20 protein-coding genes and 1 riboswitch are annotated in these 21,185 nt (G+C 71.8%); of the genes, 9 read left to right on the top strand and 11 right to left on the bottom strand.

All coding sequences use genetic code 11. The features are described 5' to 3' along the window. Window positions 1-209 precede the first annotated feature (209 nt). The 3 genes from ACZ45E_RS32220 to thrC all read right to left on the bottom strand — a co-directional run bounded on the left by ACZ45E_RS32220 (window position 210) and on the right by thrC (window position 2,491). Window positions 210-419, bottom strand: coding sequence for a cold-shock protein (locus tag ACZ45E_RS32220; RefSeq protein ID WP_109445992.1), 210 nt, complete (start codon window positions 417-419; stop codon window positions 210-212). Window positions 420-850: 431 nt separating this feature from the next. Next, a complete protein-coding gene (locus ACZ45E_RS32215) occupies window positions 851-1,126 on the bottom strand; it encodes a ubiquitin-like small modifier protein 1 (RefSeq protein WP_307538002.1) in 276 nt (91 codons plus the stop codon). 54 nt (window positions 1,127-1,180) lie between these two features. After that, window positions 1,181-2,491: a threonine synthase gene (thrC, locus tag ACZ45E_RS32210; RefSeq protein ID WP_468227591.1), complete on the bottom strand. Its 1,311-nt coding sequence runs from the start codon at window positions 2,489-2,491 to the stop codon at window positions 1,181-1,183. Between the two features lie 18 nt (window positions 2,492-2,509). After that, window positions 2,510-2,665, bottom strand: a riboswitch (SAM riboswitch). A gap of 134 nt (window positions 2,666-2,799) precedes the next feature. Between thrC and ACZ45E_RS32205 the strand changes: the two genes are divergently transcribed. The 3 genes from ACZ45E_RS32205 (at window position 2,800) to ACZ45E_RS32195 (ending at window position 7,332) form a co-directional block, all read left to right on the top strand. Next, window positions 2,800-3,747: a glucosyl-3-phosphoglycerate synthase gene (locus tag ACZ45E_RS32205; protein WP_468227588.1), complete on the top strand. Its 948-nt coding sequence runs from the start codon at window positions 2,800-2,802 to the stop codon at window positions 3,745-3,747. A 38-nt stretch (window positions 3,748-3,785) separates the two neighbouring features. After that, window positions 3,786-5,858, top strand: coding sequence for a DUF7927 domain-containing protein (locus tag ACZ45E_RS32200; RefSeq protein WP_468227586.1), 2,073 nt, complete (start codon window positions 3,786-3,788; stop codon window positions 5,856-5,858). Window positions 5,859-5,946: 88 nt separating this feature from the next. After that, window positions 5,947-7,332 (top strand): alpha,alpha-trehalose-phosphate synthase (UDP-forming), encoded by a 1,386-nt coding sequence (locus tag ACZ45E_RS32195; protein ID WP_468227583.1) that lies wholly within the window; start codon window positions 5,947-5,949, stop codon window positions 7,330-7,332. Window positions 7,333-7,371: 39 nt separating this feature from the next. Here ACZ45E_RS32195 and otsB read toward each other — a convergent pair whose 3' ends face one another. Genes otsB through ACZ45E_RS32180 form a run of 3 tightly spaced genes read right to left on the bottom strand, consistent with a single transcriptional unit; the run spans window position 7,372 to window position 9,778 of the window. Further along, window positions 7,372-8,217 carry a trehalose-phosphatase gene (gene otsB / locus ACZ45E_RS32190; protein WP_468227580.1) on the bottom strand — a complete coding sequence of 282 codons (846 nt, stop codon included), beginning with the start codon at window positions 8,215-8,217 and terminating at the stop codon, window positions 7,372-7,374. A 54-nt stretch (window positions 8,218-8,271) separates the two neighbouring features. Beyond that, a complete protein-coding gene (locus ACZ45E_RS32185) occupies window positions 8,272-8,508 on the bottom strand; it encodes a DUF3263 domain-containing protein (protein ID WP_468227577.1) in 237 nt (78 codons plus the stop codon). Between the two features lie 10 nt (window positions 8,509-8,518). Then, window positions 8,519-9,778, bottom strand: coding sequence for an ABC transporter substrate-binding protein (locus tag ACZ45E_RS32180; protein WP_468227660.1), 1,260 nt, complete (start codon window positions 9,776-9,778; stop codon window positions 8,519-8,521). 179 nt (window positions 9,779-9,957) lie between these two features. On the opposite strand from ACZ45E_RS32180, the gene ACZ45E_RS32175 reads away from it, so the two are divergent. The 3 genes from ACZ45E_RS32175 to ACZ45E_RS32165 all read left to right on the top strand — a co-directional run bounded on the left by ACZ45E_RS32175 (window position 9,958) and on the right by ACZ45E_RS32165 (window position 13,115). Then, window positions 9,958-10,914, top strand: a complete 957-nt coding sequence (locus tag ACZ45E_RS32175; protein WP_468227574.1) for an ROK family protein — start codon at window positions 9,958-9,960, stop codon at window positions 10,912-10,914. Beyond that, complete coding sequence (nagA, locus tag ACZ45E_RS32170; protein WP_468227571.1) at window positions 10,914-12,059, top strand: N-acetylglucosamine-6-phosphate deacetylase; 1,146 nt, start codon at window positions 10,914-10,916, stop codon at window positions 12,057-12,059. Before ACZ45E_RS32175 ends, nagA begins: the two co-directional genes overlap by 1 nt. Before the next feature lie 126 nt (window positions 12,060-12,185). Beyond that, complete coding sequence (locus ACZ45E_RS32165) at window positions 12,186-13,115, top strand: 1-phosphofructokinase family hexose kinase (protein ID WP_468227569.1); 930 nt, start codon at window positions 12,186-12,188, stop codon at window positions 13,113-13,115. Between the two features lie 13 nt (window positions 13,116-13,128). Here the strand turns inward: ACZ45E_RS32165 and ACZ45E_RS32160 are convergent, their stop codons facing one another. Continuing rightward, window positions 13,129-14,085, bottom strand: coding sequence for a carbohydrate-binding protein (locus tag ACZ45E_RS32160; RefSeq protein ID WP_468227566.1), 957 nt, complete (start codon window positions 14,083-14,085; stop codon window positions 13,129-13,131). A gap of 112 nt (window positions 14,086-14,197) precedes the next feature. Further along, on the bottom strand, window positions 14,198-15,898 hold the full coding sequence (cdgB, locus tag ACZ45E_RS32155; protein ID WP_468227563.1) for a diguanylate cyclase CdgB: 1,701 nt from the start codon (window positions 15,896-15,898) through the stop codon (window positions 14,198-14,200). 357 nt (window positions 15,899-16,255) lie between these two features. Here cdgB and ACZ45E_RS32150 point away from each other — a divergent pair, with 357 nt between their 5' ends. Continuing rightward, window positions 16,256-16,855, top strand: a complete 600-nt coding sequence (locus ACZ45E_RS32150; protein ID WP_468227560.1) for a flavin reductase family protein — start codon at window positions 16,256-16,258, stop codon at window positions 16,853-16,855. 120 nt (window positions 16,856-16,975) lie between these two features. Here the strand turns inward: ACZ45E_RS32150 and arfB are convergent, their stop codons facing one another. After that, window positions 16,976-17,401, bottom strand: a complete 426-nt coding sequence (gene arfB, locus ACZ45E_RS32145) for an alternative ribosome rescue aminoacyl-tRNA hydrolase ArfB (RefSeq protein WP_468227557.1) — start codon at window positions 17,399-17,401, stop codon at window positions 16,976-16,978. A 181-nt stretch (window positions 17,402-17,582) separates the two neighbouring features. On the opposite strand from arfB, the gene ACZ45E_RS32140 reads away from it, so the two are divergent. Next, window positions 17,583-18,158, top strand: a complete 576-nt coding sequence (locus ACZ45E_RS32140; protein WP_468227554.1) for a TerD family protein — start codon at window positions 17,583-17,585, stop codon at window positions 18,156-18,158. Window positions 18,159-18,387: 229 nt separating this feature from the next. Here the strand turns inward: ACZ45E_RS32140 and ACZ45E_RS32135 are convergent, their stop codons facing one another. Beyond that, a complete protein-coding gene (locus ACZ45E_RS32135; RefSeq protein WP_468227551.1) occupies window positions 18,388-19,002 on the bottom strand; it encodes a LysE family transporter in 615 nt (204 codons plus the stop codon). Window positions 19,003-19,169: 167 nt separating this feature from the next. Here ACZ45E_RS32135 and ACZ45E_RS32130 point away from each other — a divergent pair, with 167 nt between their 5' ends. Next, window positions 19,170-19,733 carry a GNAT family N-acetyltransferase gene (locus ACZ45E_RS32130; RefSeq protein WP_468227549.1) on the top strand — a complete coding sequence of 188 codons (564 nt, stop codon included), beginning with the start codon at window positions 19,170-19,172 and terminating at the stop codon, window positions 19,731-19,733. On the opposite strand, the gene ACZ45E_RS32125 is transcribed toward ACZ45E_RS32130, so the two are convergent. Then, complete coding sequence (locus ACZ45E_RS32125) at window positions 19,734-21,134, bottom strand: M1 family metallopeptidase (protein ID WP_468227546.1); 1,401 nt, start codon at window positions 21,132-21,134, stop codon at window positions 19,734-19,736. Between the last annotated feature and the right edge of the window lie 51 nt (window positions 21,135-21,185).

Genomic DNA, 21,185 nt, shown 5'->3' with positions numbered 1-21,185 from the left:
CACCAGGCTCCCGGACCTCACCGACCCGATCCAAGTTCTGTCACTCTCACCTGGAGAGTGCTAAGCCAATGATTAGCACTCGACCCATGCGAGTGCAAGCGGCTACCACAGATTCGCGAGGGGCGCGCGCAGCACGAAGGGCCCGGGCCCCCGGATGGGGGCACGGACCCTTCGACTCGTACGAAGCCTGCGGTCAGTCGCGACGCGCTTCAGCCGGCGGCGGCCAGGCGGACCATGTCGGCCTGCGGCCCCTTCTGGCCCTGCGAGATCTCGAATTCCACTCGCTGACCCTCTTCGAGGGTGCGGTAGCCGTCCATCTGAATCGCGCTGTAGTGGACGAATACATCCGCACCACCGTCGACCGCGATGAAGCCGTACCCCTTCTCCGCGTTGAACCACTTGACGGTGCCCTGAGCCATGCCTAACTCCCCTATTACTGGCCCTTGCACAGACCCGCACTTCGCGGATCCGGGTCAGACCTCACCCCCCCGAATGTGTTGGGGTGTGCGCCGGAACGCGTCGACCGCGGCTGAATGTATCTGCCCAACTGCCGTCTGCAACAGGTCAATCGGACGAGAATTCTGGGCACGCGCGATCGGGGTAACCGGGCCGATTCACCGGAACCCGGGGCAAGTCGGGCCGGGTAAATGCCGTAAAGAGCCCGAAAGGGCTGGGTACTTTGGCTGCTTCTTGTCGCGTCTCGACCGAGAACTCATATGCGCCCGTCATGCACCACGGACGGGAACGAATCAGCTTTCCCAACTGTACCGCGCTCAACCATGCAGAATTGCCCCCTCCGCTTCTCTCGCGGAGGGGGCAATCAGAGTGACTCTGGGTAGAGCAGGGAAGATCAGCCGCCGGCGACGGCGGGAATGATCGAAACGCCGGCGCCGTCCGGCGTCGCCGTCTCCAGGCCCTGCTCGAAGCGGACGTCGTCGTCATTGACGTAGACATTGACGAAGCGGCGCAGCTTGCCCTGGTCGTCGAGGACGCGGGCGGCGATCCCGGTGTGGTTCTTCTCCAGGTCGGCGATGACATCGCCGAGCGTGGCGCCCTCGGCGGCGACCTCGGCCTGCCCGCCGGTGTAGGTACGGAGAATGGTGGGGATGCGGACGTTGACGCTCATGGCTGGGTGACTCCCGGTGCTACAGGTTCGCGGGGCTACGGGTTCGGATCGGGCTCAGTGGTCGAGCCCTGCGGCGCGGAACGCCTCCAGGCTCGGCCGGATCGTCGCCGTCGCCTGGGAGGTCTCGGCGACGGCGTCCAGCGTCTTCAGACCGTCGCCCGTGTTCAGGACGACCGTCGTCAGGGACGGGTCGATGAGGCCCGCCTCGATGAGCTTCTTGGTGACGCCCAGCGTCACACCGCCCGCCGTCTCCGCGAAGATGCCCTCCGTCTGCGCGAGCAGCCTGATCGCGTCGACGACCTGCTCGTCGTTCACGTCCTCCACCGCGCCGCCGGTGCGGCGCGCGATGTCCAGGACGTACGGGCCGTCGGCCGGGTTGCCGATGGCGAGCGACTTGGCGATGGTGTCCGGCTTCTGCGGGCGCACCACGTCCGTGCCCGCCTTGTACGCGACCGAGACCGGCGAGCAGCCCTCCGCCTGGGCGCCGAACAGCTTGTACGGCTTGTCCTCGACGAGCCCGAGCTTGATCAGCTCCTGGAGACCCTTGTCGATCTTCGTGAACTGCGAGCCGGACGCGATCGGGATGACCAGCTGGTCCGGGAGGCGCCAGCCGAGCTGCTCGCAGATCTCGTAGGCGAGGGTCTTGGAGCCTTCGCCGTAGTACGGGCGCAGGTTGACGTTGACGAAGCCCCAGCCCTCGCCCAGCGGGTCGCCGATGAGCTCGGAGCAGAAGCGGTTCACGTCGTCGTAGTTGCCCTCGATGGCGACGAGGTCACCGCCGTAGACACCGGCCATCACGACCTTGCCCTGCTCCAGGTCGTGCGGGATGAAGACGCAGGAGCGGAAGCCCGCGCGGGCGGCGGCGGCGCCCACGGCGCCGGCCAGGTTGCCCGTCGAGGAGCAGGAGAGAGTGGTGAAGCCGAAGGCGCGCGCGGCCTCGATGGCCTGCGCGACGACGCGGTCCTTGAAGGAGTGCGTGGGGTTGCCGGAGTCGTCCTTGACGAACAACTTGCCCTGCTCGACACCGAGTTCACGGGCGAGGTTGTCGGCCTTGACGAGCTTGGTCCAGCCGGGGTTCAGGTTCGGCTTCTCGGCGACGTCGGCCGGGACGGGCAGGAGGGGGGCGTAGCGCCAGATGTTGGCCGGGCCCGCCTCGATCTGCTTGCGAAGCGCCTCGGGGTCGCCGACGGGCAGGTCGTACGCGACTTCCAGAGGCCCGAAACACTCGACGCAGGCGAAGATCGGCCCGAGCTCGAACCTGGTGCCGCACTCGCGGCAGGAGAGGCCGGACGCGGGGCCCAGATCGACGGTCTTCGCGGAGGTGCCCGGGGTGGCGTCGGTGGTGGCGACAGTCTGTACAGCCATGAGAGGCGAGGCCCTTTCTCCTCATCTTCCTCGCGGCGCATCTCGCCACGAGACGGATTTGGCACCTTCCCGAGCCGGGAGCCTCGCGGGCGCACTGCAATCTGCGCGACGAGACCGGCTGGAGGGTTGCCGGGGCTTCAACGGGCCGTATCCCTCTGCCCCTCTGGATGAGCGGTATTCGGTTGTGTGGGGCGGCGACCCCGACATGCGATGGTCACCCGCCTTGTTCAAGACTGTAACCGAAGGCCCGGACCCTTGAGATAGTCGTCCGAACCGCGAGATGGATCACATTGGGAAGGACTCTGACCGTGCTCGAAGAGGTCGAGACCTGGCTGAGCAGGCGTTCCTGGTCCGTGACCGACCGCCCGCGGCCCCAGCTGGCCGCCGCTAAACGCGCGTCGGGACAGCGGGTCAGCGTCGTCCTGCCCGCGCTCGACGAGGAGAGGACGGTCGGCGAGATCGTCTCGGTGATCCGGCGCGAGCTGATGACCGCGGCCGCGCCGCTCGTCGACGAACTGGTGGTCCTGGACTCCGGCTCCACCGACCGCACCGCCGAGGTGGCCGCGGCGGCCGGGGCCCGTGTGGTGCACCGGGACACGGTCCTGCCACGCATCCCGGCCCTGCCCGGCAAGGGCGAGGTGCTGTGGCGTTCGCTCTTCGTCACCTCGGGCGACATCGTGTGCTTCGTCGACGCGGACCTGCGGGAGTTCTCGGCGGACTTCGTCACCGGGATCGTCGGCCCGCTGCTCACCGACCCGGACGTGAGCTTCGTGAAGGCCATGTACGACCGGCCGCTGGGCGACGCCGCCGGTCAGGGCGGCCGGGTCACGGAGCTGATGGCCCGCCCGATCCTCAACATGCACTGGCCCCGGCTCGCCGGGTTCGTCCAGCCGCTGGGCGGCGAGTACGCGGCGCGCAGGTCGCTCCTCGAACAGCTGCCGTTCCCCGTCGGGTACGGCGTCGAGCTCGGGCTGCTCGTCGACGCGCTGCACACCGTGGGTCTGGACGCGCTGGCCCAGGTCGACGTGGGGGTGCGCAAGCACCGGCACCAGGACGGGCAGGCGCTCGGCCGGATGGCCGCGGCGATCTACCGCACGGCGCAGCTGCGGCTGGCCCGCGGGCATCTGGTGCGGCCGGTGCTCACCCAGTTCGAGCGGGGCGAGGACGGTTTCGCGCCGAGGACGTACACGGTGGACACGGCGGAGCGGCCGCCGATGACCGAGATCAGTGAGTATGCGGAGCGTCGCGTGGCGTAATCAGGAGGTAATCATTATTTCTGCCTAGATTGCCCCCTATGTGGCTCGGACACCTCAAGGGCTGGGCGGCGCTCGCCGCGACAGCGACAGCCGCCGCGACCCTCGTCGCCGCGGCCACCCCCGCCTCCGCCGTCGTCGTCGAACCCTTCGCCAAGCGCTACGAGGAAGCCCTCTACGGCGACTTCCTCACCTTCGGCAACACCGTGCTGCGCTGCCCCGCCACGCCCCAGGACGCCGCGACGCGCTGCGCGAACGCGCAGTCCGGACAGACCGCGGAGAACAACAACCAGTTCGCCATGGAGTACGCGGACACGGCCGGGTTCGGCTCGACGGTCCTGAACTCCTCCACCGGCAAGGTGACGATCCCGCCCGGCGCCACGGTCGCGTACGCCCGCCTCTTCTGGGGCGGCAACGACGGCACGTACAAGCTCGGCCGCAACCAGATCAAGCGCTGCGACACCGCGGGCCCCGCCACCTCGCCGCCCGGCGACCCGCTCACCGAGCGGCCCGTGGTGCGGGTGGCCGGCGGCGCCGAGTCCCCGGTCGCCGTGCGCGACGCGGTACGCACCCCGGCCGGGGCCGGCGGCCCGCACTACTACACCGCCGAGTCCGACATCACCTCGCTCTTCTCCGGCGTCCCCACCGGCGTCGAGGTGCCCGTCGCCGTCGGCGACGTGTGGGCCCCCACCGGCAAGGGCTGCGTCGGCGGCTGGTCGCTGACCCTCGTCTACAAGTACTCCGGCCCGAACAGCGAGTACGCGCCCACCCGCCGCAACGTCTACGTGTACGGCGGCCACGTCGTCCAGCAGTCCAAGGACCCGGACACCACCATCTCCATCGACGACTTCTACCGGGCCGGCGGCGGTGACGTACGCGCCGGTGTCACGGCGTACGAGGGCGACGCGAACGTGGCGGGCGACCAGTTCCTGGTCAACGGCCGGCAGATCGGCGACCCGGACGGCGGAGGCACCGGCAACTTCTTCGACAGCCACGCCGACGGCGCCCTCGACCCGGACGACCACAACAACTTCAGCATCGACGCCAAGCAGGCCGTCATCCCGTCGGCCGCGCTGCCGCCGGGCTCCACGTCGGCCCGGCTGACGTTCCGTACCAAGGGCGACACCTACGTGCCCTCGGCGCTCGCCTTCTCCGTGCCGGTCCCCGACCTGGAGGTCAGGAAGAGCGCCACACCGAAGAAGGTCCCGCCGGGCGGCAAGGTGACGTACACGATCACCGCCAAGAACATCGGCGAGGTCGACTACCCGGGCGCGAAGCTCAGCGACGACCTGAGCGACGTACTGGACGACGCCACCTACGACGGCGACGCCAGGGCCACCCTGGGCCACGTCACCTACGACGCGCCGAAGCTGAACTGGCGCGGTGACGTGCCCGCGGGCAGGACCGCGAAGATCACCTACAGCGTCACGCTCCACGACCCGCTCCGCGGCGACGGCAGACTCACCAACCACGTCGTCGCCGACACCCCGCGCACCAACTGCGCGGACGATTCGAGCGACCCGCACTGCGGGACGGCGCCCGTCGTCAAGAAGCAGCGCGGGCCCGTCCCGCCGCTGGACATCGTCGAGCGGCCCTCCACCACGACCCCGCGCCCGTGCGCCCGGATCAGCGACACCATCACCCTGCGCAACACGAGCGCCCACCCCCGCAGGGACGCGCGGATCCACTGGCCCGCGAAGGGCGCCGTCGGCACCCCGGCCGCGACGCGCGGCACCATCACCAGAAAGGGCTCGGCCTTCCACTGGGCCGGCGACGTCCCGGCCCACGGGAAAGTCGTCATCACGTGGAAGCTGCGGGTCTCCTGCGCGCCCGGCAAGGCCCTCGTCGTCCCGGTCTCCGGTGACGTGCCGAGGACCAGCTGCCCGCAGCGGACCCGCGGGGGCGGCGACGACCCGTGCACCGCGGTCATCGTCCCCCGCCGCCAGCAGGCCCGGCCCGCCCCGGCACAGCCGCACGCGCGGCCGCACCACGGCCCCGCGCTCGCCGAGACGGGCTCCGGCCGGTCGTCGGCGCTCCTGTACGGCGGGCTCGCCCTCTCCCTGTGCGGGCTCGGCGCGCTGGCCCTCGCGGCGGTCCGCAGCCGCCGGGACTGACCTTCACCGCGGGTGACACGTACGGCCGGACTCCTGACGGAATCCGGCCGTACGTTTGAACAGGGGCGAGCCGGGCTAGCGTGCCCGTATGGCTTCCACGCAAGGTGCTGCTGAGGTTCTCGTCGCGTCCAACCGCGGCCCCGTCTCGTACGTCGTCGGGGAGGGTGACGACGGCGCCGTCGAGACGAAACGCGGCGGCGGCGGACTGGTCTCCGCCCTCAGCGTCGTCGACGACAAACTCTGGGTGTGCGCGGCGCTCACCGACGACGACCGGGAGGCCGTACGGCGCGGCGTCAGCGAGCCCGGCGTGCGGATGCTGGACATCGACGCGGCCGTGCACACGGACGCGTACAACGGCATCGCGAACTCGGTGCTGTGGTTCGTGCACCACATGCTCTACCAGACGCCTCTGGAGCCGTCGTTCGGTCCGGAGTTCCGCCGCCAGTGGGCCTCCTACGAGGCGTACAACCGGGCCTTCGCCGAGGCCCTCGCCGAGGAGGCCGCGCCCGGCGCCACCGTCGTCGTGCAGGACTACCACCTGACGCTGGTCCCCGGCATGCTGCGCGAGCTCCGCGACGATCTGCGCATCGGGCACTTCTCGCACACGCCGTGGGCGCCCGTCGACTACTTCCGGATGCTGCCCGACGACATCGCCGAGCAGATCCTGAAGGGCATGCTCGGCGCGGACCGGCTCGGCTTCCTGACCCGCCGCTGGGCGGACGCGTTCACCGACTGCTGTACGCGGATTCTCGGGGGTACGTCGGGGACCCGGATCGGGGTGCACGGGCTCGGTGCGGACGCGGACTTCCTGCGGGAGCGCGCCCACCGGCCGGACGTCGAGGAACGCCTCGCCGCGCTGCGGGAGCAGGTCGGCGAGGACCGCAAGGTCATCGTCCGGGTGGACAGAACCGAGCTGTCGAAGAACATCGTGCGCGGGCTGCGCGCCTACGAGCTGCTCCTGGAGGACCACCCCGAGCTGCACGGGAAGGTCGTGCACGTCGCGTTCGCCTACCCCTCGCGGCAGGACCTCGCCGTGTACCGCGACTACACGGACGAGGTGTCGCGCGTCGCCGAATCCGTCAACTCCCGGTTCGGCACCGAGAGCTGGACGCCGGTCGTGCTGCACGTCAAGGACGACTTCGCGCGCTCGCTCGCCGCGTACCGGCTCGCGGACGTGGCCCTGGTCAACCCGATCCGCGACGGCATGAACCTCGTCGCGAAGGAAGTACCGGTCGTCTCCGACGACGGCTGCGTGCTGGTGCTGTCCCGGGAGGCGGGGGCGTTCGAGGAGCTGGGCGAGGACGCGCTGGCCGTCAACCCGTACGACATCAGCGGGACGGCGGCGGCGCTGGCCGCCGCGCTGGACATGGCGGAGGACGAGCGGGCGGAGCGTACGAAGAGGCTGGCGGCGGCGGGGACCGCGCTGCCCCCGGGGCAGTGGTTCCTGGAGCAGCTGGCGGCGCTGCGGGAGTGAGAGCCTGTCTCTGAGCCCCGGGGGTTCGAGGACAGGGCCTCAGGCCCCGACGGCCCGGCCCAGACGGGTCAGCAGGTCCACCACCCCGGCGGGGCCGTCGAGGACCAGGTCCGCGCGGTCGGCCAGTTCGGGGATGACCGTGTCGGCCGCGACCAGCACCCCGGGCATGCCGTCCGAGCGCAGCTTCTCGATCGCCGCGAACGCGGGCACGTCGCCGAGGTCGTCGCCCGCGTAGAGGACCGACTCGGCGCCCGCCTCGCGTACGTACTCGGTGAGCGCCACGCCCTTGTCGACGCCGGGCGGGCGCAGCTCCAGGACCATCCGGCCCGGCTCCACGACGAGGCCGTGCCGTGCGGCGAGCGCGGCGAGCGGTGCGCGCAGCGTCTCGAAGGCGCCCTGCGGGTCGCTCGCGCGGCGGGTGTGGACGGCGACGGCCCGGCCCTTCTCCTCCACGTACGTGTCGTGCCACAGGCCGAACTCGTGGAGCACGCCCGGGAGTTCGGAGCGGACGGCGGCGACTCCGGGGTGCGGCTCGGGGGCGCGCAGGGTGCCGGTGGCGGCGTCCCAGCGCTCGGCGCCGTAGTGCCCGAGGACGACGAGGTGCTCCAGGCCGGGGACGCCCTCGAAGCCGCCGTGCCGGACCGCGACGACGGCGGGCCGCCCGGTGATGACGGCGACGGAGGCGACATGGGGCGCCAGCGCGGCGAGCGCCGGTACCGCGCCGGGGTGCGCGCGGGCCTGCTCGGGGTCGGCGACGATGGGCGCCAGCGTCCCGTCGAAGTCGACGGCGACGACGCTGCGCTCCGGGCGCGCGAGGATGGCTGCCAGGCCGTCGCGCCCGGCGGTGGTGGTCGGGGTCCAAAGGTCGTCCTGGTGGCTCACCATGGGACCGACTTTATCCGCGCCCCGGGCAGCACGGGGACGCGGGGAAGCGCTCGCTCAGCGCTCGCGGCGTTTTCCGTCGCGCACCCGGCGGAGCCGGTTCACCGTCACCGGCGCCGCTTCGAGCGCCCGGGGGTCGTCGAGGAGCGCGTTCAGCAGCTGGTAGTAGCGCACGGGGGCCAGGTCGAGCTCCTCGCGGATGGCCCGCTCCTTGGCCCCCGGTGTCGGCCACCCGCGCCCCTCGAACGCGAGCAGCGCGCGCTCGCGCTCGCCGAGAGGGGGGCGGGGTTCCATGCCGGTCACGTTACTCGGCGGCCTCGGCGGCCGCCGCCTGGTTCTGGATCCGGCCGAGGACGGCGCCCGGGCTGCTGTTCGCGGCGACGGCGGAGCCGATCTGGTCCTTGATGTCGGCGCTGACCGACGCCCAGGACGTCTTGCCGACGGGGTAGATCTCGGAGCTGGTGAGGCTCTTGAGGAACGGCCAGAGCTTCTTGTCCTCCTCGGCGCCCGACATGGTCTCGGAGGCGCTGTTGGTGACCGGCAGCAGGTCGTACTCGCGGGAGAACTCCAGGACGTTCTTCTCGCTGTAGACGTAGTTGAGGAAGTCGCCGACCTGCTTGCCGTGGCCGTTCTGCTTGAACGCCATCATCCAGTCGGCGACGCCCATCGTGGACCTGGCCTTCCCGTCCGGTCCTGGCAGCGGCACGGTCCCGTAGTCGACGCCCTGCTTCGCGGCCGCCCCCATCAGGGTGGGGTGGCCGTTGAGCATGCCGACCTCGCCCTTGGCGAACGCGGCGAAGGCGCCGGCCCGGTTGAGCTCACCCGGCGCGGTGGGGCCGGTCAGCCCCTTGTCGACGAGGTTGCTCTTGAGCCATTCGAACGTCGCGACGTTCTGCTTGGAGTCGATGGTGTACGAGCCGACGTCGTCGGTGTAGCCGTCGCCGCCGCTCAGCATCCAGATCATCGTCTCGGCCTGGGCCTCCTCGCGGCCCAGCGGCAGCGCGTAGGGGATCCGCACCCCGTCCGCCTTGAGCGCCTTGGCGTCGGCGGCCAGCTCGGCCCAGGTGGTGGGCGGCGTGATCCCGGCGTCCCGGAAAAGCTTCTTGTTGTAGAACAGCAGCCTGGTGGAGGAGGCGAACGGCATGCCGTACTGGGTGCCGTCGAGCTTGCCCGCGTCGGCGAGCTGGGACAGGTAGTCGGCCTGGGTCGGGACGTTGAGCAGGTCACCGACGGGGTACAGCTTGCCGTCGGCCGCGTAGTCCGCGTACGCGCCGATCTGCGCCATGTCCGGAGCGTGGCCGTCGTCGACCATGGTCTTGACCTTGGCGTCGACGTCGTTCCACGAGTAGACGTCGACATCGACGTCGACGTTCGGGTGGTCCTTCTCGTACGCGGCGGTCAGCTTGTCCCAGTACTTCTGCGTGCTGTTGCCCGCGGAGTCGCCGTAGTCGGCGGCGACCAGCTTGAGCGTGACGTCGTCCGAGCCGCCGCCGCAGGCGGTGAGCGCGCCCGCCATGCCCAGTGCGGCCGTCGCCGCGATCAGACCGGTGATGTGCCGCTGCACCGCTGTTCCCACCCTCGTATGTGTGTCACGTGTGATGTCGTGGGTCCATGGGGGTCCCCCAGGCCCGAACCCTAAGGTCTACACCACCCGGATCTCACTCCGGCAACAGGGCGGTATCGGCACAAGATCCATGCGAATGGACTAGACCTCTCAAGGGTGTTCGCGCGACACTGTGCCCCGTGGAACATGTCATCGCCCTGGACGTGGGCGGCACCGGGATGAAGGCCGCCCTGGTCGGGGCGGACGGCACGCTGCTGCATCAGGCGCGCCGGGCGACCATGCGCGAACGCGGGCCCGAGGCGGTCGTCGAGACCATACTCGGCTTCGCCGCCGAGCTGCGCGCGTACGGCGAGGAGCACTACGGCGAGCCCGCGGTCGCGGCCGGGGTCGCCGTGCCGGGCGTGCTCGACGAGGCGAACGGCATCGCCCTGTTCGCCGCCAACCTCGGCTGGCGGGACGTGCCGATGCGGGCCCTGCTGAGCGAGCGGCTCGGCGGCATCCCCGTCGCGCTCGGCCACGACGTACGCACGGGCGGGCTCGGCGAGGGCCGGCTCGGCGCGGGCAAGGACGCCGACCGGTTCCTCTTCCTGCCGCTGGGCACCGGCATCGCGGGCGCCATCGGCATCGAAGGACGCATCGAGCCCGGCGCGCACGGCTCGGCCGGCGAGATCGGCCACGTCGTCGTACGCCCCGGCGGGCTGCCCTGCGGCTGCGGCCAGCGCGGCTGCCTGGAGCGGTACGCGTCCGCCTCCGCCGTCACCCTGGCCTGGCAGGCCGCGAGCGGCGACGAGAAGGCCACCGCGGCGGACTGCGCGCGCGCCGTCGACGCCGGGGACCCGGCCGCCGCCAAGGTCTGGCAGGACGCCGTGGACGCGCTCGCCGACGGACTCGTCCTGGCACTCACCCTGCTGGACCCGCGCACCCTGATCATCGGTGGCGGTCTCGCCGAGGCCGGGGAAACCTTGTTCACACCCCTGCGCGCGGCGGTCGCCGAGCGCGTGACGTTCCAGACGGCCCCCACCATCGTCCCGGCCGTCCTCGGCGACACCGCCGGCTGCCTGGGCGCGGGGCTGCTCGCCTGGGACCTGCTCACCGAAGCCCCCGCCAACCCGCCCAACACGGAGGTAACCGCCTGATGGCCACAGCAAAGGTGCTCGCCGGTGCCCGGGTGGTACTGCCCACCGGGACCGTCACCGACGGACGCGTCATCGTCGACGGGCCGAGGATCGCGGGGAGTGCTCCCGGTGACGCCGAGACCGTCGACGTCTCCGGCCACTGGGTGGTGCCCGGCTTCGTCGACATGCACAACCACGGCGGTGGCGGCGCGTCCTTCACCTCCGGCACGGTCGAGGAGATCCTCAAGGGCATCCACACGCACCGCCTGCACGGCACGACGACGCTCGTCCCCTCGTTCGTGACCGGCGAGGCCGACTTCCTCGTGCAGCGCGCGGGCCTGCTGTCCGAGCTGGCCGAGCAGGGCGAGATCGCGGGCATCCACTTCGAGGGCCCGTTCATCTCGCCGTGCCGCAAGGGCGCCCACGACGAGACGCTGCTGCGCGACCCCGACCCGGCCGAGGTGCGCAAGCTGGTCGACGCGGCCCGCGGCAAGGCCCGGATGGTCACCCTCGCCACGGAGCTGCCCGGCGGCATCGACTCCGTGCGCCTCCTCGCCGAACAGGGCGTGATCGCGGCGATCGGGCACACCGACGCCACGTACGAGCAGACGGTGGAGGCGATCGACGCGGGCGCCACCGTCGCCACCCACCTCTTCAACGCGATGCCGCCCCTCGGCCACCGCGCGCCAGGACCGATCGCGGCGCTCCTGGAGGACGAGCGGATCACCGTCGAACTGATCAACGACGGTACGCACCTGCACCCGGCCGCCCTGCAACTGGCCTTCCACCACAAGGGCGGGGACCGCGTCGCGTTCATCACCGACGCGATGGACGCGGCCGGGTTCGGCGACGGGCGCTACATGCTCGGCCCGATGGAGGTCGAGGTGAAGGAGAGCGTGGCGCGGCTCGTCGAGGGCGGCTCCATCGCGGGCTCGACGCTGACCCTGGACCGGGCGTTCAAGCGCGCCGCGACCGTCGACCGGCTGCCGGTCGAGGACATCGTCCGGGCGATCTCCGCCAACCCGGCCCGGCTCCTGGGCATCGACGACAAGGTGGGCTCCCTGGAGCCCGGCAAGGACGCCGACCTCGTGGTCCTGGACGCCGAGTTCGAACTCAAGGGCGTCATGCGCCAGGGCGAATGGCTCGTCGAACCCCAACTGGGGTGAGTGTCGGGGCGGCCGGCCCGGGAGCCCCGGGAGGGACTGGGCCGGCCGCCTTGACTTTGGCATGATCAGCCCCCGTAACTGAAAGCGTTATCGCACGTACGCGTATCCATCGGGGGGCGAGGTCCTGTGATCCTCACGGTCACCTTGAACACCGCGCTCGACATCACCTACAAGGTCGACGCACTGCGTCCGCACGCCTCGCACCGCGTCACCGAGGTCACCGAACGGCCCGGCGGCAAGGGGCTGAACGTGGCCCGGGTGCTCGCCGCCCTCGGCCACGAGGTGACGGTGACGGGCTTCGCGGGCGGCGCCACGGGCGCCATGCTCCAGGAGCGGCTCCTCGGCGCCGACGGCATCGCGGACGCCCTGGTCCCCGTCAGCGGCGCGACCCGCCGCACGGTCGCCGTGGCCGACGCCTCGACCGGCGACACGACCCAGCTCAACGAGCCGGGCCCGCTGGTCTCCCCCGCCGAGTGGACGGCCTTCCAGGAGGCGTACGAGCATCTCCTGGGCGCCGCCTCCGCCGTGGCCCTGTGCGGCAGCCTGCCGCCGGGCGTCCCGGTCGGCGCCTACGCGACGCTGGTGCGGGCGGCGCGGGCCGCGTCGGTCCCCGTGCTCCTGGACACCAGCGGTGAGCCCCTGCGCCGCGGCATCGCGGCCCGCCCCGACATCGTGAAGCCGAACGCGGACGAGCTGGCGGAACTCACCGGTTCGCACGAGCCGGCCCAGGCCATGCGGGACGCCCGCAGGCGCGGCGCGCACGCCGTCGTCGCCTCGCTCGGCGCGGACGGTCTGCGGGCCCTGACTCCGGAGGGCGCCTGGCAGGCGCCCGCCCCCGCCCGCCTCACCGGCAACCCGACGGGCGCCGGCGACTCGGCGGTCGCGGGCCTGATCTCCGGCTATGTGGAACACCTGCCGTGGCCGCAGCGGCTGGCCCGGGCGGTCGCGCTGTCGGCAGCGACGGTGGTGGCACCGGTGGCCGGCGAGTTCGACGCGGCGACCTACGAGCGGCTCGTGCACGAGGTGCGGGTGACGGACCAGGCCGGCGCGGCCTGATCCGCCGGGGGCGTCAGTTCTTGGCGAGCCACATCTGGTCGATGTTGGCGTCGCACTTGTTGCCCTGCTCGCAGGAGACCGCGATCGCGTTGGTCCCCTTGGTGAGCTGGACGATGGCCCACGTGTTCGTCCAGCCCTTCGCCCAGTCGCCTTCCTTGGCGTGGGCGAAGTTCCCCATGTTCAGGGGCCGGGACTGCTTCGTCCCGTTCACGTTGATCGTGGCGTCGGATGCCGTGCCGGGCACGCCGTAGTTCACGTACAGCCGGTACGCGCCGTCCTTCGGGATGTTGCTGACGGTCCAGGTCAGGCTCGCGCCCACCTTGTTGAACCCGGCGACATACACCCCGCCCGCCGCCTTCGCGCCATCCACGTCGGACGCGGTGGCGGTGCCGCCGGCCAGCTTCAGCGCCTTCGCGTCGGTCTTGGGCAGGTCGACCGGGTCGGCCGTCGCCGACGTGGAGGGCGTCGTGCTCGGCTCCACCGTCTGCGAGTCGCCGGACGGCTGGCCGCCGGCCTCGGGCTTGTCGTCGTCCGAGCCGTTGCTCAGCATGGCGACACCGATACCGATCACCACGGCCGCCACGACGGCGACCGCGCCGATCAGCAGCGCCTTGGTGTTCGGCCCACGGCCCCGGCCGCCACCGCCGCGCGCGGGCCTCGGCGGGCCCGGCTGCGTGGGGGCGCCACCGCCGGGCAGCGTCTCGGGCGCCTGGTAGTAGCCGTTCGGCTGGTTGTACGCGGCCGTCTGCTGTTGCTGCTGTTGCTGCTGCGGCACCTGCTGCTGTCCGCCGTACTGGCGCTCGCCGACCGTGCGGACGTGGTGGTACGAGGAGCGGGGATTCGGATAGCCGTAGCCGCCACCCCCGCCGTTGGGCGGGGTCGCCCCGGCCGCCTGTCCGTCGGCGTACAGATAGCCGAACGGATCGTCGTCCTCGGGCGTGGTGCTCGCGCCGTTGTTGCCGGGCGCCATCCCTGATCACTCCCTACACGTTTGCTTACCGGGGCGAGCGTACCCGCTGCGAGTGACCGCAAGACGTGGCCTTGACCTCACCGAAACCTGGGAATCGAGCCGACCCTGCCGGTCAGCCGGCCCGCCTGTGCTGCTTGGCCCGGGACCTCTTCTCCACGTACATCCGCTGGTCAGCGGAGCTGAGCACTTCCTCCGCCGTCATCCCGCAGTGGGCCCAGCCGATGCCGAAACTGGCCCCGACACGCACGGCGCGGCCGTCCACACGAATCGGCGGAATAATGGCGTTCCGCAGCCGGACGGCCAGATCCTGCGCGTCCGCGCGGCCGAGTCCGTCGGCGAGCACCACGAACTCGTCGCCGCCGAGCCGGGCGACCGTGTCCCCGTCCCGTACGCCGCTGCTCAGCCTGCGGGCGACCTCGATGAGGACGGCGTCGCCCGCGTTGTGCCCGAACCGGTCGTTGATCGACTTGAAGCCGTCGAGGTCGCAGAAGAGGACCGCGAGCCCCTTCGTGCCGTCGTCGGCCTCCGACACCGTCCCGTCGGGGCTCTCGGGGGCGGTCAGGTGCACGTGGTGGTCGAAGCCGTCGAACCCGTCGTAGAGGCCGGACTGGGCCGGGACGGGGAGCGAGGAGGCGAAGTCGAAGCCGTGCCCGTTGGAGTCGGAGGCGCGGTGGTCGCCGTAGGCCGCGTCGAGCGAGTCGACGGCGCTCGGCCTGCCCGTCTCCTGCGGGCGGCGGCACAGCCGGGCGGAGAGGCGGGCGCGCAGCTCCGCCGAGTTCGGCAGGCCGGTGAGGGAGTCGTGCGAGGCGCGGTGGGCGAGCTGGAGCTCGCGGCGCTTGCGCTCCTCGATGTCCTCGACGTGCGTGAGCAGGAAGCGGGGCCCGTCGGTGGCGTCGGCGACCACGGAGTTGCGCAGGCTCACCCAGACGTACGTCCCGTCGCGCCGGGCGAGCCGCAGCTCGGCGCGCCCGCCCTCGGCGGAGGTGCGCAGCAGGGTGCCTATGTCCTCCGCGTGCACGAGGTCGGCGAAGGAGTAGCGGCGCATCGCGGAGGCGGGGCGGCCGAGGAGGCGGCACAGCGCGTCGTTGGTCCGCAGGATCCGTCCGTGCTGGTCACCGCCCATCTCGGCGACGGCCATCCCGGATGGCGCGTACTCGAAGGCCTGCCGGAAGCTTTCCTCGCTGGCGCGCAGGGCCTGCTGCTCCCGTTCGAGCCGGACCAGGGCGCGCTGCATGTTGGCCCGCAGGCGGGCGTTGCTGATCGCGATGGCGGCCTGGAAGGCGTACATCTGGAGCGCCTCGCGGCCCCAGGCGCCGGGCCTGCGTCCGTTGCGCGGGCGGTCGACGGAGATCACGCCGAGCAGTTCGCCGCCGGCGGCGCCGGTCGCGTACATGGGGGCGAAGAGGCGGTCGGAGGGGTGCCACTCGTCGTCGAAGCGGGGCGGCGGCCCGTCGGTGAACCACTGCGGCACGTCGTCCTCGTCGAGGACCCAGCCCTCGGTGTACGGGATGAAGCGCAGCTCGCCCCATGCCTCGCCCATGCTCAGGCGGCGGTCCCAGGAGTCGCGTGAGCCGACGCGGCCGGTGATGAGGGCCTCCGCGGCCGAGTTCCCTGCGAAGGCGGCGACGACCAGGTCACCGTCGGGGCGGACGAGGTTGACGCAGGCCAGCTCGTAACCGAGCCCGTTGACCACGCCGTCGGCGACGGTCTGCAAGGTGTCGGCCAGACTGCGGGCGGTGTTCATGTCCGCCATCACTTGATGCAGCTGATGCAGGGTCGCAAGACGGACGTACGGCTCCGACTCGGTCTCCATGCTCAGTTCTCCCCGAGACCTCGACAGCACTCCAGAATTCTGATCGGCTCTCTACGCGCACGTGCATGAGCACGTTCATCTCGCAGTATCAACGCCACTGAATCACAGCGAGCTGCCCACTCGGTACACAGGGTCAACAAAATATGGCTCCTGTGACTCAAGTCACAGGTGACAAGGGGGGATTGAAGAGAGATTCAGGGGAAAGCCTGTGAGCCCGCTTTGCGTGACGGTCGCGCGCGAGGCCGGAAGAGCGCGGGCCGTAGGATCGCGGGCCGGAAGACCTAGGTCCTGCCCCGGGCCTCGTCTCGGCCATCGGCCCGATGCGAGGCGCCCGGGAACGAGGTTAGCGTCTGAAGGGTGTTGAAGACTTCCCCTGCCACGCCCGCCGACCCCTCCCCCGCCTCCCACATCCCGTCCCCGGAGCTGTCCGCCGGGCATCCTGAGGGGGTGAGCACCGACGAGTTCCGCGCCGCCCTCTCCCGTCTCGCCTCGGGTGTCGTCCTGCTGACCGCGCACGAGGCCGCGCTCGACCCCGACGGGCCCGTCGGCGAGGACGCCGGTATGACGGTGACCGCGTTCATGTCGGTCTCGCTGGAGCCGCCCCTGGTCCTGGTGTCGCTGCGCAACGGCTCCCGCATGGACGACCTGCTCGACGACCAGCCCCTGTGGGCGGTCTCGCTCCTCTCGGAGTCGCAGAGCCACATCGCCGGCCGGTTCGCCATGAAGGGCCGCATCAGCGACCGGCTCCTCTTCGAGGACATCCCCTACGTACGCGGCGAACACACCGCCGCTCCGCTGGTCGGCGGGGCGCTGGCCACGGTGGAGTGCCGCACGGAACAGCTGGTGCCCGCGGGCGACCACACCCTGGTGATCGGCCGGGTCCTCAGCGCGTCCCTGCCGAGCCCGGACGGGGGCCCGCTGACCTATTTCCGGGGCAAGTACCGGGGCCTGAGCTGAACGCCCCCGCGCCCCTGGGACGCACACGCAATGTGCGTCCCAGGGGCGCGGGGAACCGCGCGGGGAGCCCTACCGGACCGCACCCCGCGCCGGACCGGTAGGCGGCACCCCCGTGACCGCCTACCAGTCCCGCGCGGAGCGGCCCCGCTTCGTCTCCGAGCGCGCCTTCTTCTCCCGCAGCCGCCGCTCGTTGATCCCGCGCGGGATCCGCGTGGCCCGGCGCTGCTTCGGCGGCGGAGCCGTCGCTTCCGCCAGCAGCGCCGCGAGGCGGGTCGCCGCGGTCTCCCGGTTGCGCCACTGCGAACGGTGCTCGGAGGCCCGCACGGAGACGACACCATCCACGAGCCGCGACGCGAGCCGCTCCAGCGCCCGCGCCTTCCACACCTCGGGCAGCGCCTTCGTGGCCGCCAGGTCGAACCGCAGCTCCACCTGCGAATCGGTGGTGTTCACGTGCTGGCCGCCCGGCCCCGACGACCGCGAGAAACGCCAGAGAAGCTCGGCCTCCGGAAGGACGACCGAACCGCGGATGGGATAAGGACCGGACATGTGTCCATGGTCGCGTGCCCGCGCCGCCGAGTCACGCGGTTTTCCCCCCGGCCTGTGATGGGGAACAGCCGGGTAAAGAAAGTAAAGGGACCTGGAACCTCCGGTACCCGCTCCGCGTTCATAGGGGTACGAGTAGCTTCGGCTACGCACGCACGACTTCACGAAGGAAGGGACTCCCGCAATGGCAGTAAGCCTGTCCAAGGGTGGCAACGTCTCGCTCACCAAGGAGGCTCCGGGCCTGACGGCCGTCACCGTGGGCCTCGGCTGGGACGTCCGCACCACCACCGGCACCGACTTCGACCTCGACGCCTCGGCGATCGCGGTGAACACGCAGGGCAAGGTCTACTCGGACGCCCACTTCGTGTTCTTCAACAACAAGCAGACGCCGGACCAGTCCATCGTCCACACCGGCGACAACCGCTCCGGTGAGGGTGCGGGCGACGACGAGGCGATCAACGTCAACCTGGAGGCGCTGCCCGCCGACGTCGACAAGATCGTCTTCCCGGTCTCGATCTACGACGCGGAGACCCGCACGCAGAACTTCGGCCAGGTCCGCAACGCGTACATCCGCATCGTGAACCAGGCCGGCGGCGCCGAGATCGCCCGCTACGACCTCTCCGAGGACGCGGCCACCGAGACGGCGATGGTCTTCGGCGAGCTGTACCGGAACGGGGCGGAGTGGAAGTTCCGCGCGGTCGGCCAGGGCTACGCGTCGGGCCTCACCGGCATCGCCCAGGACTTCGGCGTCAACGTCTGATCGTCCGGGACGAGGGAGACCTCCGAGCCTGACTTCTCCGGGTGCCGGGACGGGTCTCGGGCGCGCCGCGTGCGGTGTGCCTGGGGCCCGTCCGCCGTTTTCGGGGGCCGTCCGCCGTGTCCGGGGGCCGTCCGTTGTTGCCGGGGGCCGTCCGCCGTGTCCGGGGGCCGTCCGCCGTTGCCGGGCGTCCGGGGGTCGGGCCCCCACCCCCGGACGCCCGGTCACCTCGTCACCCCGTCAGGACGAGGCGGACCGCCGAAGCCGCGATCAGCGCGCTCGACGCGAGCCCCGTCACCAGCCGTCCCCGGGCGCCGGTCAGCGCCCGGCCGAGCAGTGCGCCGCCGCCCGCGAGCAGCAGCTGCCAGCTGGCCGACGCGGCGAACGCGGCCACGGTGAACGCGACGCGCGGGGCGATCCCGCCGCTTGTCTGTCCGCCGCCGACGACGAGCGCGGCGAAGTAGAGCACGGTCATGGGGTTGAGCAGGGTGAGGCCGAGGAGCCCCACGTAGGCGCGGGAAGCCGCGAGTCGGGGCTCGGGCGGGCGGGGCGCGTGCCGCCCGCGGACCGCCCGTACGGCGCCATGCGCGGCCAGAGCCAGCAGTACGGCGGCCGCGCCCCAGCTCAGCGGCGTGCGCACGGTCCGGATCAGCGGGGCGAGCGCGGCGCCACCGGCGACGGCGACCAGGGCGTAGAGCCCGTCCGCCGTGGCGACACCGAGCGCGGCGCAGGAACCGGTCCGCAGATTCGTCCGGGCCGTCAGGGACACCAGGTAGGCCGCGATCGCGCCGACCGGTACGGCGACGCCGTATCCGGCGAGCAACCCCGCGACCAGGGCCTCGCTCACGCGGGGCGCGGGATCGGCCTCCGGCACCGGACGGACCGCTGCTGTCGCCGCGCCGGGACGGCGGCGGACAGCGGGCGCGGAACGAACACGGTCGAGGTCATGCCCGGATCCTGGACGGCCGCGCGCCGCTCGCGCAACGCGTTTACGGGACTCCCTACGCTCGCCCCATGATCCTCGAACCGCTCGACCCCGGCCCCGACCACTCCCTGCCCGGCGAAGTGCTCACCGAGGTGACCGAGCTGTACGCCGACAACCGGGAGTTCTCCGCCCTGAGCGGCGACTTCCCCGACCCGGACGCCATCACCACCGGGCAGGTCGCGGTCGCGCTCGCCGACGAGCTGGCGCGGCCCGGCGCGGAGGTACTGCTCGCGCGGGCCGGGGGGCGGCTCGCGGGGATCGCCGTGACGCTCGAACAGCACCCGGATCCCGCCGACCCGAACCCGGCCGACCCTGACCCGGCCGACGCGGACCCGGCCGACGCGGACCCATGGATCGGCCTGCTGATGATCGCCGCGCAGCGCCAACGCCAGGGGTACGGGCGTGCGTTGGCGCTGGCCCTGGAGGACCGGTTCCGCGGGGCGGGGCGGACCGGCGTGCGGCTCGCCGTGCTCGACACCGACCCCGGGGCTCTCGCCTTCTGGACAGCCCTGGGGTACGAGGAGATCGACCGCCGCGCGGACACGCGACGGGGCCGCCCGTGCCGGGTGCTGCGGAAGCCGCTCGTGCCGTGATCAGCTCCGCTTCGGCTTGCCGTCCCCGTACAGCCACACGTCCCAGATCTTCCCGAGCGCTGTCGCCTTGCCGGGGTTCTTCTTCTCGGCGTACGCCGTGAACTCCTCGGTGTCCGCGTTCCCGTACCGGTGGTCGGCGGGCCAACTTCGCAGCAGCACACGGAAATTCCGGTCGCCGATCGTCTCGCGAACCTTGTGCAGGACCATCGCGCCGCGCTGGTAGACGGGCGCGTCCGAGAGCTGCGCGGCGGTGGGCGGGTCGGCGGGCGGGAAGGCCCAGACGGCGTCGTCCGCCGGGCGCGCGTACAGGGTGTCGAAGGCCCGCCGGGCGGTGGCGCCGCCGTGGTCCTCGGCCCACAGCCACTCCGCGTACGTCGCGAACCCCTCGTTGAGCCACATGTCCCGCCACGACTTCGGGGTGACCGAGTCGCCGTACCACTGGTGTGCCACCTCGTGGACCAGCGTGGTGAGGTCGGGCGCGCCGGGGAAGACGGGCCGGTTCTGGGTCTCCAGGGCGTACTCCGCGTCGCCGCCGCGGTCGATGATCACGCCGGTCGAGGAGAACGGGTACGCGCCGAACGTCCTCGTCCCCCACGCGACCACCTCGGGGAGCTTGGCCAGGACCTTCGCGCTCGCCTTCGCCTCGGCCGGGTCGACCGCCGTGTACACGGGCAGGCCGGACGGTGTCGTCGACCTCTTCGTCCGGAACTTTCCGACGGCGACGGTCGCGAGATAGCTCGCCATGGGCTGCGCGACATGCCAGGACCAGGTGGTGCGCCGACCGTCGGCCGACGCGCGCTCGCTCTCCAACTCACCGTTGGAGACGGCCTGTACGCCCTTGGGGACGGTGACCGTGATGTCGTACGTCGCCTTGTCGGAGGGGTGGTGGTTGCCGGGGAACCAGGCCATGGAGCCGGTGGGTTCGCCGAGGGCGAGCGCGCCGTCGGCGGTGCGCAGCCAGCCCTCCTCTGAGCCGTCCGGGTCGGTGATCGTGACGGGCTCGCCGGAGTAGCGGACGGTGGTGCGGAACGTGCTGCCCGCCGGCAGTTCGTCCGCCGGGCGGACCCTCAGCTCCTGCCCGGCGCGGCTGCCCGCGGCGCGCTTCCCGTCGACGGTGACCCCGTCCACCGTCAGCCCCTTGAGGTCGAGGTCGAACGCGCTGAGGTCCTGGCGGGCGGTCGCGGTGATCCCGGCCTCGCCGGTGAGGCGGTGCGTCCCCGGGTCGTAGGAGAGGTCCAGGGCGTAGTGGGTGACGTCGTAGCCGCCGTTGCCGAGCTTCGGGAAGTACGGGTCGCGCAGGCCCGCGGCGCCCGGGGTGCCATGGACCCCGCCGGAGCAGGCGGGTACGGCGACGAGGGCCAGGAGGAGGGGCAGGAGGGTGAGGGGGCGGGGGGTGCGCACGCCGTGATCCTATTGCTCCTTTATGTCCGTGCCGTAGGGCGCCCGGGCGGC

This window comes from Streptomyces sp. NPDC030991 (assembly GCF_055571235.1).
Note: the sequence above shows the minus strand (reverse complement) of the source record. Positions and strands in the feature narration are given on the sequence as shown.

Excerpts from the sequence above, each read along its gene's own strand:
- ACZ45E_RS32195 (WP_468227583.1), top strand. The coding sequence starts at position 5,947 with ATGGCTTCCACGCAAGGTGCTGCTGAGGTTCTCGTCGCGTCCAACCGC.
- ACZ45E_RS32215 (WP_307538002.1), bottom strand. The coding sequence starts at position 1,126 with ATGAGCGTCAACGTCCGCATCCCCACCATTCTCCGTACCTACACCGGC.
- arfB (WP_468227557.1), bottom strand. The coding sequence starts at position 17,401 with ATGTCCGGTCCTTATCCCATCCGCGGTTCGGTCGTCCTTCCGGAGGCC.
- thrC (WP_468227591.1), bottom strand. The coding sequence starts at position 2,491 with ATGGCTGTACAGACTGTCGCCACCACCGACGCCACCCCGGGCACCTCC.
- ACZ45E_RS32220 (WP_109445992.1), bottom strand. The coding sequence starts at position 419 with ATGGCTCAGGGCACCGTCAAGTGGTTCAACGCGGAGAAGGGGTACGGC.
- ACZ45E_RS32130 (WP_468227549.1), top strand. The coding sequence starts at position 19,170 with ATGATCCTCGAACCGCTCGACCCCGGCCCCGACCACTCCCTGCCCGGC.
- ACZ45E_RS32200 (WP_468227586.1), top strand. The coding sequence starts at position 3,786 with ATGTGGCTCGGACACCTCAAGGGCTGGGCGGCGCTCGCCGCGACAGCG.
- otsB (WP_468227580.1), bottom strand. The coding sequence starts at position 8,217 with ATGGTGAGCCACCAGGACGACCTTTGGACCCCGACCACCACCGCCGGG.
- ACZ45E_RS32160 (WP_468227566.1), bottom strand. The coding sequence starts at position 14,085 with ATGGCGCCCGGCAACAACGGCGCGAGCACCACGCCCGAGGACGACGAT.
- ACZ45E_RS32140 (WP_468227554.1), top strand. The coding sequence starts at position 17,583 with ATGGCAGTAAGCCTGTCCAAGGGTGGCAACGTCTCGCTCACCAAGGAG.
- nagA (WP_468227571.1), top strand. The coding sequence starts at position 10,914 with ATGGCCACAGCAAAGGTGCTCGCCGGTGCCCGGGTGGTACTGCCCACC.
- cdgB (WP_468227563.1), bottom strand. The coding sequence starts at position 15,898 with ATGGAGACCGAGTCGGAGCCGTACGTCCGTCTTGCGACCCTGCATCAG.
- ACZ45E_RS32185 (WP_468227577.1), bottom strand. The coding sequence starts at position 8,508 with ATGGAACCCCGCCCCCCTCTCGGCGAGCGCGAGCGCGCGCTGCTCGCG.